The sequence below is a fragment of the Paraburkholderia flava genome (assembly GCF_004359985.1).
Taxonomy (GTDB): Bacteria; Pseudomonadota; Gammaproteobacteria; order Burkholderiales; family Burkholderiaceae; genus Paraburkholderia; species Paraburkholderia flava.
This window is the reverse complement of sequence record NZ_SMRO01000002.1, coordinates 1,544,089-1,557,037: the sequence shown is the minus strand read 5'-3', so window position 1 is coordinate 1,557,037 and position 12,949 is coordinate 1,544,089. Positions and strand designations below refer to the sequence as shown.

General features: G+C 63.2%; 11 protein-coding genes. 3 read left to right on the top strand and 8 right to left on the bottom strand.

The window, feature by feature from the left end; all coding sequences use genetic code 11:
- Positions 1-4 precede the first annotated feature (4 nt).
- Genes E1748_RS18450 through E1748_RS18440 form a run of 3 tightly spaced genes read right to left on the bottom strand, consistent with a single transcriptional unit; the run spans position 5 to position 3,701 of the window.
- The gene (locus tag E1748_RS18450) at positions 5-934 is read right to left on the bottom strand and encodes an ABC transporter permease (protein WP_133648604.1); all 930 of its coding nucleotides are present in this window, start codon (positions 932-934) and stop codon (positions 5-7) included.
- Between the two features lie 20 nt (positions 935-954).
- On the bottom strand, positions 955-2,061 hold the full coding sequence (locus E1748_RS18445; RefSeq protein WP_133648603.1) for an ABC transporter permease: 1,107 nt from the start codon (positions 2,059-2,061) through the stop codon (positions 955-957).
- A gap of 59 nt (positions 2,062-2,120) precedes the next feature.
- Positions 2,121-3,701 (bottom strand): ABC transporter ATP-binding protein, encoded by a 1,581-nt coding sequence (locus E1748_RS18440; RefSeq protein WP_133648602.1) that lies wholly within the window; start codon positions 3,699-3,701, stop codon positions 2,121-2,123.
- 250 nt (positions 3,702-3,951) lie between these two features.
- Between E1748_RS18440 and E1748_RS18435 the strand changes: the two genes are divergently transcribed.
- A complete protein-coding gene (locus E1748_RS18435) occupies positions 3,952-4,884 on the top strand; it encodes a LysR substrate-binding domain-containing protein (protein ID WP_133648601.1) in 933 nt (310 codons plus the stop codon).
- Between the two features lie 31 nt (positions 4,885-4,915).
- Here the strand turns inward: E1748_RS18435 and E1748_RS18430 are convergent, their stop codons facing one another.
- On the bottom strand, positions 4,916-6,337 hold the full coding sequence (locus E1748_RS18430; RefSeq protein WP_133648600.1) for an 8-oxoguanine deaminase: 1,422 nt from the start codon (positions 6,335-6,337) through the stop codon (positions 4,916-4,918).
- A 662-nt stretch (positions 6,338-6,999) separates the two neighbouring features.
- Between E1748_RS18430 and uraH the strand changes: the two genes are divergently transcribed.
- Both uraH and E1748_RS18420 read left to right on the top strand, forming a co-directional pair.
- Positions 7,000-7,353 carry a hydroxyisourate hydrolase gene (gene uraH / locus E1748_RS18425; RefSeq protein WP_133648599.1) on the top strand — a complete coding sequence of 118 codons (354 nt, stop codon included), beginning with the start codon at positions 7,000-7,002 and terminating at the stop codon, positions 7,351-7,353.
- Between the two features lie 285 nt (positions 7,354-7,638).
- Positions 7,639-8,832, top strand: a complete 1,194-nt coding sequence (locus E1748_RS18420; RefSeq protein ID WP_133648598.1) for a urate hydroxylase PuuD — start codon at positions 7,639-7,641, stop codon at positions 8,830-8,832.
- Between the two features lie 205 nt (positions 8,833-9,037).
- On the opposite strand, the gene E1748_RS31525 is transcribed toward E1748_RS18420, so the two are convergent.
- The 4 genes from E1748_RS31525 to E1748_RS18405 all read right to left on the bottom strand — a co-directional run bounded on the left by E1748_RS31525 (position 9,038) and on the right by E1748_RS18405 (position 12,840).
- The gene (locus E1748_RS31525; RefSeq protein ID WP_166653589.1) at positions 9,038-9,199 is read right to left on the bottom strand and encodes a hypothetical protein; all 162 of its coding nucleotides are present in this window, start codon (positions 9,197-9,199) and stop codon (positions 9,038-9,040) included.
- Between the two features lie 158 nt (positions 9,200-9,357).
- Positions 9,358-9,765: a hypothetical protein gene (locus E1748_RS18415; protein WP_166653588.1), complete on the bottom strand. Its 408-nt coding sequence runs from the start codon at positions 9,763-9,765 to the stop codon at positions 9,358-9,360.
- Between the two features lie 119 nt (positions 9,766-9,884).
- Positions 9,885-10,985, bottom strand: coding sequence for an NHL repeat-containing protein (locus tag E1748_RS18410; RefSeq protein ID WP_133648597.1), 1,101 nt, complete (start codon positions 10,983-10,985; stop codon positions 9,885-9,887).
- A gap of 418 nt (positions 10,986-11,403) precedes the next feature.
- Positions 11,404-12,840: a hypothetical protein gene (locus tag E1748_RS18405; RefSeq protein ID WP_133648596.1), complete on the bottom strand. Its 1,437-nt coding sequence runs from the start codon at positions 12,838-12,840 to the stop codon at positions 11,404-11,406.
- Positions 12,841-12,949: the final 109 nt, after the last annotated feature.

The following is a 12,949-nucleotide window of genomic DNA, read 5'->3' as shown; positions in this document are numbered from 1 at the left end:
CACCTCAACCGGCCGCGAAAAACGGCTTGCCGAGCGATGCCGGCGCATTCAGCCGGATCGTGTTCGGATTGCGCGAGATCAGCACGAGCACGACGATCGTCGCGATGTACGGCAGCATCGCGAGAAACTGCGTCGGCACCGCAACGCCGATCGCCTGCGCGTAAAACTGGAGGCCGGTCACCGCGCCGAACAGCAGGGCACCGATCAGCAGACGCCCCGGCCGCCACGTCGCAAACACGACGAGCGCGAGCGCGATCCAGCCGCGTCCGGAGGTCAGCTGTTCCTGCCACAGATGCAGGTTGACGATCGAGTAATAGCCGCCGGCAAGACCCGCCATCGCGCCGCCGAACAGCACGGCGCCGTAACGCACACCAACCACTGGAAAGCCGACCGCATGCGCGACCTGCGGCGATTCGCCGACCGAGCGCAGCACGAGCCCCGCGCGCGTCCGGTACAGAAACCAGCCGACCACCGCGAACATCGCGAACGCGAGATAGTCGAGCGGCGTCAGGCTGAAGAACGCGGGACCGAGCACCGGGATCTTCGACAGCAGCGGAATCGGCCACACGTCGATCGTCGCGCGCACCGCCGCCGACGTGTACGGCTTGCCGACATACGCGGACAACCCGATACCGAAGATCGTCAGCGACAGGCCGGTCGCGACCTGGTTCGCGAGCATCGTCAGCGTGAGGAACGCGAACAGCAGCGACATCGCGGCACCGGCGGCCAGCGCCGCGAGCACGCCGAGCCACGGACTGCCCGTCACCGCGGTGATCGCATAGCCGCTGACCGCGCCCATCAGCATCATCCCTTCGACGCCGAGGTTGAGTACGCCCGATTTCTCCGCGACGAGTTCGCCGACGCCGGCGAACATCAACGGGATCGATGCGGCAACGGCGCTCGAGGTCAACGCACTGGCTTGCTGGATATCCATAGGAGAATCGATCGATAAAGTCAGTGGGCGTGCGGCGCGACGGTCCGACGACGCACCCGGTAATTCACGAACAGATCGGCGCCGAGCAGGCAGAACAGCAGCAGCCCCTGGAACACACCGGACAGCGCCTGCGGCAATTGCATCGACGTCTGCACCGCTTCGCCGCCGAGGTACAGCAGCGCCATCAACAGGCTCGCGAGCACGATGCCGAGCGGATGCAACCGCCCGACGAACACGACGATGATCGCGGTAAAGCCGTAGCCCGGCGACCACGTCGCCTGCAACTGACCGATCGGCCCGGCGATCTCGCCCATCCCCGCGAGCCCCGCGAGGCCGCCGCTGATCAGCAGCGACGTCCAGATCGTCCGGCGGTCTGAGAAACCCGCGTAGCGCGCGGCCAGCGGCGCGAGGCCGCCGACGTTCATCCGGAAGCCGGCGAAGCTCTTGCGCATGAACAGCCACACGAGCGGAATCGCCGCCAGCGTCACGAAGATCGATGCGTTGAGCCGCGTGCCGCGCAGGAATTTCCAGTGCCAGTCGCCGTAGAAAGTCGGGTACAGCGCGTCGCCGGAGAACATCTCCGACAGCGGGAAGTTCATCCCCTGCGGATCGCGCCACGGGCCGCTCACGAGATAAATCAGCAACTGCGTCGCGACGTACGTGAGCATCAGGCTCGTGAGAATTTCATTGGTGTTGAAGCGGCTCTTCAGCAGCGCGGGGATCGCTGCCCATGCCATGCCGCCGAGCACGCCGGCGATCATCATCGTCGGCAGGATCCACCAGCCGCTCGCCTGATCGAAGTAGATCGCGACGCCGCTCGCCGCAATGCCACCGAGCAGCATCTGCCCTTCCGCGCCGATGTTCCATACGTTCGCGCGATAACCGATCGCGAGGCCGAGCGCGATCAGACACAGCGGCGACGCCTTCAGCAGCAGCTCGGTCCAACCGTTCACGCTCGACAGCGGGTCGATGAAAAACGCGTGCATCGCCTGCAGCGGATCGCGTCCGACCAGACCAAAAATCAGGAAGCCGATCGCGAGCGTGAGCAGCGCAGCGATCAGCGGCACGGCGAGCTGCATCGCGCGGGACGGCGACGTGCGCGCTTCGAGTCGATACGGAAGGATCATGAGCGGTGGATCTGGTTTGTCGTTGTGTGTGTTGTTCTTTGCGATGCCTGTGCATTTATCTATGCATGCGCGGACTCGGCCGACGGTGCCGCACTCTGTCGTTCGCCGAACAGCCCCGCCATCCACCGGCCGATTTCCTCCGCGTTCGTATCGCCCGTTTTGCGCACCGGCGACAGCTTGCCGCGTGCAAGCACCGCGACGCGATCGCAGATGTCGAACAGCTCTTCGAGTTCTTCGGAGATCACGAGGATCGCGACGCCGCGCGCCGACAGATCGAGCAGTTGCTGACGAATGAACGCGGCCGCGCCGACGTCGACACCCCACGTCGGCTGCGCGACGACGAGCACCTTCGGCGCCTGCAGGATTTCGCGGCCCACGATGTACTTCTGCAGATTGCCGCCCGACAGACTCTGCGCGAGCGCGCCATCGCCGCCGCAACGCACGTCGAACGCGGCGATACAGCGCTGCGCGAACGCCTTCATCGCGCGCGCGTCGATCCAGCCTGTGCGGACCATCTTCTGCCGATGCGCGGTGAGCAGCGCGTTCTCCGCAAGCGACATCGCCGGCACCGCGCCGCGACCGAGCCGTTCCTCGGGCACGAACGCAAAGCCGAGCGCGCGTCGCGCGCCTGCACTGAGCCGCCCCGCCGGCCTGCCGCAGATCGCGACCGCATCGGCTTGCGCGGAACGCGCCTCGCCCGACAGCGCCGCGAGCAGTTCCGCCTGACCGTTGCCCGACACGCCCGCGATACCGAAAATCTCGCCACCGTGTACGGCGAACGACACATCGTCGAGCGATGTGCCAAACGGATCCGCGCTCGATGCAGATAAATGCCGCACGTCGAGCAGCACATCGCCAGGCGTGTGCGCACGACGCGTGTAGCCCGGCAGCGAGTGACCGACCATCAGTTGAGCAAGCGACGCATGCGTTTCGTCGCGCGGCGTCACACGGCCCGTCACGCGTCCGCCGCGCATCACCGTCGCGGTGTCGCACAGTTCCTGGATCTCGTCGAGCTTGTGACTGATGTAGAGGATGCTGCAGCCTTCGGCCGCGAGCCGGCGCAGTGTCTCGAACAGTTTGCGTACCGCCTGCGGCGTCAGCACCGAAGTCGGTTCGTCCATGATCAGCAGACGCGGATTCTGCAGCAGACACCGCACGATCTCGACGCGCTGCCGCTCGCCGACCGTCAGGCTATGCACGTGACGCTGCGGATCGATGTCGAGCCCGTAATCCGCCGACACGTCGCGGATGCGCTTGCCGAGCGCCTTCAGATCGAACGGTTCGTCGAGTGCGAGCGCGATGTTTTCGCCGACCGTCAACGTCTCGAACAGCGAGAAGTGCTGGAACACCATGCCGATGCCGAGCTTGCGCGCGGCCGCCGGACTCGCGATCTCGACAAGCTCGCCTTCCCAACGGATCTCGCCCGCATCCGGCCGCACCGCGCCGTAGATGATCTTCATCAGCGTGCTCTTGCCCGCGCCGTTTTCGCCGAGCACCGCGTGGATCTCGCCGGTCGCGACGGTCAGCGTCACGTCGTCGTTCGCGCGCACGGCCGGGTACTGCTTGCCGATGCCCGCGAGCGCAAGACGCGCCGGCACCACACCATGTTCAGAAAAAGCAGCCGTCGAAGAGTCGTTCATGAGAGTCCGTCGTGCGTCGAAACACCGTCCGCCGCGCAGCGCCTCGGCTCCGGAAGAGCCTTGTGTGCACCGCACAGCCGTTTGACGATACCTAAATCGCCCAGCCCAGTCGAGCCGCCAAAAATCCCGCAAAGCCGCGCCACAGCAAGCTTTTGCGGGTTACCCACTCTTGACGCCGCTTTATGTCCATATTAAAAGTCATATACCCCCATGCCCACTCGATCAGCCTGAACATATATTTGGAGAAGTCATGAGCCAGCAACGCGAGGCGATCGACACCTATCTGTTGCGCGTCCTGCACACCCTCTTGATGGAGCGCAGCGTCACGCGCGCCGCCGTCAAGCTCAACCAGTCGCAGCCGGCGATCAGCGCGGCGCTGCGGCGTCTGCGCGACATCACGGGCGACCCGCTGCTGGTGCGCGGCAAGTCGGGCATGGTGCCGACCGAGTACGGCCTGCGCCTGCTCGAACCGGTGCAGAACGCACTGCGCGAAATCGAGCGCATCAAGTTCCAGCAGCACAACTTCGATCCGGCGACGTCGATCCGCTGCTACCGGATCGGTTGTCCCGACTACCTGAACGTGTTGTTCGTGCCGACGGTCGTCGAACGTTTCCGCCAGGCCGCGCCGAACGCGACGCTCGAATTCCATTCGCTCGGCCCGGCGTTCGACTACGAACTCGCGCTCGAGGACGGCAAGCTCGATATCGTCGTCGGCAACTGGCCCGAGCCGCCCGAGCAGCTGCATCTGTCGAATCTGTTCGTCGACCAGATCGTGTGCCTGATGAGCAACGCGCATCCGTTCGCGAAACGCGGCAATCTCACGCTCGACCAGTATCTGAACGCACCGCATCTCGCACCGACGCCGTATTCGGTCGGTCAGCGCGGCGCGATCGACGTGCATCTCGCGCGTGAACGCCTGAAGCGCCACGTCGTCGTCACGCTGCCGTACTTCAATCTCGCGCCGTACGTGCTCGTCAAGTCGGATCTGATCTTCACGACGACGCGCCTCTTCGCCGATCACTACGCGAAGTTCCTGCCGCTCACCGTCGTGCCCGCGCCGCTCGATTTCCCGCCGATGCAGTACTACCAGCTGTGGCACGAGCGCTGCCACTATTCGGACGAAGTACGCTGGCTGCGCAGCCTCGTCGCCGAGGCCACCCGCACGTTGATCGGCAAGCCGTAAGCGGCGCGCGGCCCAGCGCCGCGTTTTTCCGTTACGCCGATGCCTGGTACAACGTCCGCGCAAGCGCGTTGTGCCGCTCGATCACAGGCCCGAGATCGAGCGTCGTCAATACGCCCTCCTTCACGACCGTCCGCCCGCCGATCACGCTGTACGCAACCTGCGACGGCGCGCAGAACACCAGCGCCGCCACCGGATCGTGCAGCGCGCCAGCAAAGAGCGGCTGACGCAGATCGAACGCAACGAAGTCCGCCGCCATTCCCGGTGCGAGCGCGCCGATGTCGTCGCGATTGAGCACGCGTGCGCCGCCTAGCGTCGCGATCTCGAGCGCGTCGCGCGCGGTCATCGCATCCGGTCCGAACCCGACCCGTTGCAGCAGCAATGCCTGACGCACTTCGGCGACCATCTGCGCGCCGTCGTTCGACGCCGACCCATCGACACCGAGCCCGACCGGCACGCCCGCCAGCCGCATCCGCTTGACCGGCGCGATGCCCGACGCGAGCCGCATGTTCGAACACGGGCAATGCGCGACGCCAGTGCCGGTACGCGCGAACAGCGCGATGCCCGCATCGTCGAGCTGCACGCAGTGCGCATGCCACACGTCGCGCCCGACCCAACCGAGGTCTTCCGCATACTCGGCGGGCGTCATGCCGAACTTCTCGCGGCTGTATGCCACATCGTTAATGTTCTCGGCGAGATGCGTATGCAGCGACACGCCGTACTGCCGCGCAAGCACTGCCGATTCGCGCATCAGATCGCGGCTCACCGAGAACGGCGAACACGGTGCGACCACCAGACGCAGCATCGAGTAACGGCTGTCGTCGTGATACGTCTCGATGAGCCGCTGCGTGTCCTTCAAAATGTCTTCTTCGCGCTCGACCACCGAATCGGGCGGCAGGCCGCCATCCTTCTGGCCGACGCTCATGCTGCCGCGACTCGCATGAAACCGCATGCCGATCTGCTGCGCGGCCGCGATGCTGTCGTCGAGCCGGCTGCCGTTCGGATAGATGTACAGATGGTCGCTCGACGTCGTGCAGCCCGACAGCAACAGCTCCGCCATCGCGGTGAGCGTCGACACCTCGATCATCTCCGGCGTGAGATGCGCCCATACCTTGTACAGATTCGTCAGCCAGCCGAACAACTCCGCGTCCTGCGCGGCGGGAATCGCGCGCGTCAGGCTCTGGTACATGTGGTGATGCGTATTCACGAGCCCCGGGATCACCAGATGCCCGCGCAGGTCGAGCACTTCGTCGGCGGTCTGCGGTAGCTCCACCGTCGGACCGACCGCGACGATCCGGTTGTCTTCGATATAAAGACCCGCGTCGCGCCATTCGTGCCGCGCGTCGTCCATCGTGACCAGCACGTCGGCGTGCCGGACCAGCATCGTCCGGCCGCGTGGGGTTGGCTGGTTCGTTCGTGGGTGAGGTGTCTGTTGTGCACCCGCCTGCTTCGTCATGCTGTGTTCCGCCTCTGGTTCGTGCCGTGACGGCGGGTCGTCCGAACGACGTCCTGCCGGCGCGGCGTGTGCAACGTCGTCCGAACGCGGTGAGGCGGCAGCACCGGCACACCCGAGGCGCCGCGCTGTCGCGCCGGACGGACGCGAGAGCCCGGTTACCCGGCGCGCTGCGCCGTCTTCGGGATGCGCAGCGGTGCCGCGCATGGACATAACCTTCGCGGGCCAAAATTGCGCTGGCAATTCATGCGGCTGCGATACCCACCTTCACGGAGTCAATATAGTGGTGTTTTTTGGCGCCGGTACGATCGATTCCGCCACGCGGTCCGGCTGGGCGAGATTGCCGCGACGGTTCGAGATCGGTCGCGACGGCGCGGGATTTCGGCAGGATTTTTGCGGGATTTTTGCTGGGCGCTTTTCCGGCAGGTGCACCACAGCCTCCGTCGGCGCATGCTGGGCGGGGTTCGCCCAGGCGTCATGCGTGCTGCTTTATGTTGCCTATCGCTCGCGCCCGAGCGCATCCGTTCTTCTTACAATGGCTGCCACGGCGCTCGCATCGATCCGCCGACGGGTATGTAGCCACTGACGTGGAGCCTCGATCCGCCGCATGCAACAGGGATCGGGTCGCCGCTGAAACCTCGCATTCAAGCAAAGGAAAACTGCGAATGGGAAAGCTCACTACCCACGTACTCGACACCGCGAACGGCCGTCCCGGCGCGGGCATCAAGGTCGAACTCTTCGCGCTCGCGGGTGACACGCGGCGCGCGCTGAAAACCGTCGTCACCAACGACGACGGCCGCTGCGACGAACCGCTGCTCGCCGGCGATGCGCTACTCACCGGCGAATACGAACTCGTGTTCCATGCAGGCGACTACTTCGCGGCCATCGGTGCTGATCTGCCGCAACCGCGTTTTGTCGATCGTGTCGTGCTGCGTTTCGGTATCGCCGATGCGCAGTCGCACTATCACGTGCCGCTGCTGGTGTCGCCGTGGTCGTACAGCACGTATCGAGGCAGCTGAGGCGGCGCCTGAGCATCGCCGATCGCGCGATCGCTTCATGCGTGCCGCGTGTGTCGTTGCACGGAACACGCCGCCGCATTTCGCAGCTAAGAGGAGACATCTGCGAAATACGACGGACAGCGGGCTTCCTGCAACGCACGCAGCAAAGCGGCCGTGCCCTGCAGGCCGCTGCGCAACGACACAACCCGCGCTTCGCCCGCAACGCAAAGCGCCAGCACATACATCGAACAAGCGCGCGCCCCACATACCGCGCCGCGCGCAACGAACTGGAAGTGGAGGAGTTTCATGGAAGGCTTTATCACCGACTGGCTGAATCTCGCGATTCGCTGGTTTCACGTCATCGTCGCGATCGCGTGGATCGGCGAGTCGTTCTATTTCGTCGCACTGGACAACAGCCTGAAACCGCCCGAGGACGCGAACCAGCGCAAGCGCGGCGTATTCGGCGAACTGTGGCATGTGCACGGCGGCGGCTTCTACAACATGCAGAAGTACACGGTCGCGCCGCCCGAAATGCCGGACGACCTGCACTGGTCGAAGTGGCCGTCGTACACGACGTGGCTGTCCGGCTTCAGCCTCTTCACCGTGCTGTATCTGATGGCACCGAACACCTACCTGATCGATCGCAACGTGCTCGACATGGGCCCGGTTGTCGCGATCTTTTCGGCGCTCGGTTTTCTCGCGGCAGGCTGGATCGTCTACGACTCGCTGTGCCGGTTCCTCGGCAACAAGGACAAGGTGCTCGGCATCTGCGTCGGCCTGTACGTGCTGATCGCCGCGTGGCTCGCGTGCCATATTTTTGCGGGACGCGCTGCGTACCTGATCGTCGGCGCGATGCTCGCGACGATCATGTCGGCGAACGTGTTCTTCGTGATCATCCCAGGCCAGCGCAAGATGGTCGCCGCGATGCTCAAGGGCGACACGCCGAACCCGATCTACGGCAAGCGCGGCAAGCAGCGCTCGGTGCACAACACGTACTTCACGCTGCCGGTCGTGTTCGCGATGCTGTCGAACCACTACGCGATGACCTACACGCATCCGTACAACTGGGCCGTGCTCGCGGTGATCATGTTCGCCGGCGCGCTGATCCGCCAGTTCTTCGTGATGCGCCATCGCGGCCAGGTGCTGTGGTATCTGCCGCTCGGCGGTGTCGCGCTGATGGCGGCCGCGCTCGCGTGGACGATCCCGCGTCCGGTCGTGCCGCAGGCACAGGCTGCAAACCAGCCGACGCTGAAGATCGGCGATATTGCGCCGGTGCTGCAGCAACGTTGCGTCGCGTGCCACTCCGCGCATCCGACGCTGATGGGCAGCGCGCCGGTAGGCGTGATGTTCGATACGCCCGACGAGATCTCGCAGAACGCGCAGCGCATCTATCAGCAGGCGGTGACGCTGAAGGCGATGCCGCTTGGGAACGTCACGCATATGACGGATGCGGAGCGGCAGAAAATTGCCGCGTGGTTTGAGGCGGGTGCGGCGAGGTAGGTTGGGTTGAAGGCTTCTCGGTGCCGTCGCAGATAAATGGCGCCGAAGCAGCAGCAAAGGTTTCGCTCAAACGGGCTGTGTGCGAAAGTGCACGGCCCGTTTTGTTTTGGGTGTGTGCTTTCGTATGCGGGGGAAGCGTGCGATCGATCGTATTACGCCGTCACGCGTTCATCAAACGCTTTTCGCGGGCAGCGACGTGCTGCGCTCACTTTCCGGCATCCGATTGTTCCGATTCCCCTTTGCGGGAACCATCGAAATAAACATCGGAGTCGCGCCGCTCCTTGATCTGAAAATAAATACCGACGATCCGGTCGCAGATCGCAATAACCATCAGGACGGCCAAACCAACCATGCTGAAGAGGTCCATGCGCTACCTCGACGATCGGTTCGGCAAGCGTCGTTGTCCATGCGGCTCGACGCACACGCCGCATGGATAGATTGACCCGTTACGGAATCGCGACGACGAAAGACGGCGGCACCGCAACAACGGGCCGCCGACATCTATCGCCTCTTTCGTTGCAGCGTTCAACGCCAGCCGCGATGCCATCCGCCCCGGTAGTAGCCATACCCCGGATGACCCCAGCCGGCGTGATGCCAGCCGTACCCCGGGTGACCCCACCAGCCATACCCGGTATGCCACCAGCCCCAGCCGACACCGACGTTGTATCGCCAGAGATAACCCGGCGCAGGCGCGACCCCGACCGGCGCAACATAGACCACACCTGCCGGCGCAACCGCGGGAGGTTCGACCACCACGGCGGGAGCAGGCACGACAACAGCCGGCGGTGGCGGCGCATAGACCGGTGGAGGCGCGACATAAACCGGCCCGGGCACGCCGACGTTCAGCCCGACGGAGACACCGGCCATCGCCGGCTGCGACGCAGCGAAAACTACCGTACTGAGTCCAAGGGCAACAAGCAGCATTGATTTCATGTTCAGCTCCTGCATTTGAAAAATCCCGGATACCGATGGTCTGATTCGGAGTCCATCGGCTTCGGGTTACATCGAAAATCGGCTCCCGTCGAATCGCGCATCCACATCATTCCAGGTCGTCACGGAAGCGGCGAAATCTGCAACAGCACGCTGTGATCCGGCGCGGAGGTATAAAGCGTCTGCCCGACCATCGCGAGCGCATCGATCACCGGCAGCGGCAACGGCAGTTGCCCCAGGTTCAACCCATACTGCCCGGCGATGCCCGCAACCGTGCTGACGATTCCCGCCGGCGAAATCTCGCGAATGGTCCCGTTGTTGAAGTCGTTCGCGAAGACGTTCCCTGATGGATCGGTGGTGAGGTTGTCGAGCCCGTTGAACGTTGCGACGGTGCCCGCGCCATCCGATGCGCCGGACGTCGCCGTCGATCCAGCCAGCACCGTTGCCGTACCCGTGGCGCCGTTAAGTGTCACCTGATAAAGCAGACCCGCATTGCCGTCGATATCGTCATCGGAGATGTAAAGATGGTTCGCGCTGTCGACCGTCATGTCCTGTGGATTAACGAGACCGACCGGCGCCCCGGATGCGTTGACCAGCTGGATCACATTGACCGCGCCCGCAGGTGTGATCTGCGTGAGCACGCTCGCACCGGTGCTGGCATTGGTCGTGAACACATACGCATTGGATTGCTGATCGACGGCGATACCTGTGCTGCCGTCGGTCAGCAGAGCCTGTCCGGTCGCCGGATTGGTTACCGTCGTGACCTGCCCTGCCGCGGTGATCTTGCGGACGGCGAGATCGTCGGAGTTGGGCACGTCGTCAGTGACGTACACGTTCTGCGCCGCATCGACGGCCAGCTCTTCCGGGCCTTCGAACTGCGCGGCGGCGCCGGTCCCGTCGGCGGAACCGCTCGCAGCGACCGTACCCGCGAGCGTCGACACGACGCCATTCGTAATCTTGCTGACCGTGAGGTTCGCGTGATCGGCGACGTACAGATTGCCCGAGCTGTCGGCAGCAAGGCCGAGCGGCGTGTCGAACTGCGCCGATGCGACCGGGCCGGTCGCCGAGCCTGAATTATTCAGTTGCCCTGCATACACGCTGATCGAAGCATTGCTGGAGTTGCCCGGCGGAGGTGGAGGCGGCGGTGAGTTGTCGTCGTCGCCTCCTCCGCCGCAGGCTGCGAGTCCACACGTGGCGATCACGATGCCGATGGCTACGGACATCCGAAGGTACCGCTGTTTACACGTTGTCATGGTTGGGTAAGCGCTGGTTGCGTGATCCGGACATGCGTAATCACCGACGCCGGAATCAACGAAATCGCCTGGCTGAACCAGGGGTTGTCGTTTTCTTATACGGAGCGAGCAACGGGAATCCGTCGCGTGTTGAGCAAATTTTTTTGTTCGAACGGAATGGGCTTCAAGCTTTCATCTCGAAAAGTGATCCGAGAAAGATCGGCCGCGCAGTCTCGCGGCCAGGTGCGGAAGGAAGAGGACTGCTAGAGAAATGGAGACTCGACGGAAGCCGGCGAATCGGTGATGGTGGAATCGGAGCCGATGATCGGCATCCGACGTGTTAGAACGTGTGGCTAATCCCGGCAGTCAGTAACGATCAGCTTGGCAGAGTGCGTGCAGTCGACTGAACCTAACGCGTTACTGTGATATTGCGAATGCGCAATACGCTCAAACCGTCGGAGTCGATTTCAAACCGTCTTATCGATATGTTGTAGTCGTACAGATACGAGTCGCGTGACTCGTACTTCACACCCTTGTCCCATATGGCCTGGCAGCTGACATCGACGGCATCGCCGGTCAGATCCTTTTCGATAGTAGAAGCCGGGTACTTTTCGAAGGTCTCGCAACGAATCTCACGCAGCCGTTCCCGCGACGGCTGAGGCACGGGTTCCCGGTATTTCGAATTGGGCTGAGGTATTGGGCCACCCCCGTCGAGCGTCGGATAGTCGGAGCTGGGAAATCGGCTCGGAGGGACAACCCGGTAACCCGAACCGATGGTTTGGTCCGTTAAGGCAAACTCTCCATACTCGGTAGCAAAACTTCCGGACGTGGGATTCCCTGCATCGTCCAGCCCGCGGGAAGCCGTCGCTACCACACCGGTATCGTGCAAATTCCAGTACGTCTTCTGGTATCGGCCGTTAACGCTCGGGGTGGAGCGGTTTTCCCAATCTGCGTCGACAACGATACGCTTGTAACCCAGCGGCCGCGAACCTGCGGCAGGCAGATGCTCAACCAGATGCGGCGGTAGCGCGGACACGTCGAAGTGCTGATCGATGTATTGGTCGGGGTTCCGCAACAGATGCTGGAAGATAAATCCCGCCCATGGCGACGACAACAAGTCCCATGTTGCAATGCTTCGTGTCGGCTCCGCAGTTTGCAACAGGGTCTTCAGCATCGTGGTGACGACCCCACACGCGTGGCGGCTCGCCAATAGTGCGGGGGGATCTTGCAATAACGCCGGTTCAATCGAATGTTGCTTTGCGACAGCCGCCTCTGCGTGCATCTCCACGGCGTTATCTGCGTCAAGCAGTTGCTCGGTCGTATAAGACTCATGCTGAGTGTGAGATTGCACGCTCGTCTTGAGTGTCCACTCAATCAAACCGAACATTTCATCAAGCTGTACGGGGGACAGTTGCGATATCGCTTTTGTCGTATAACCTTGGCCCTTCGAAAAAGTTGCGCACTGCCGGGAAGTCAAACTGGAAAGAAAGTGCAGGACAGACCGGATGAAATGTACGCGCTGATCCGCTGAAAACGACATGCCCAACGGAAATCTCGATGTATCCGATGTGGGTGTCGTTTTGCTTTCCAGTAGGGAGCGCAGCGGCTCCCGCAGGTCCGGGTCGCTAAATGCATGCTTGAACCACCGCGTTGCGACACGTCCGGCCTCGCTGTCCGGCTCAAGGCCCATCGCCTTCACCATACTGTCGACTACAGTTGGAGGTAGGGTAACGGCCGGAGTGGGAGCGGTTGCAAAAGCGTAGCCCGAGGGACGTGTTTCTGCAGAGGGTGTAGTCGAGTATGCGAGCAGGCAGAACACAATCGCCGTTAGCGTGCGAATCTTCATCGTTAATCCCATTATTATCCCGACAGGATAACGGCAAAAAGCGAGCGGGATTTAGGCCACCTGATATCCCGGTACGTCAGGCGTATCATCATGCATTAGCGCCCTCACC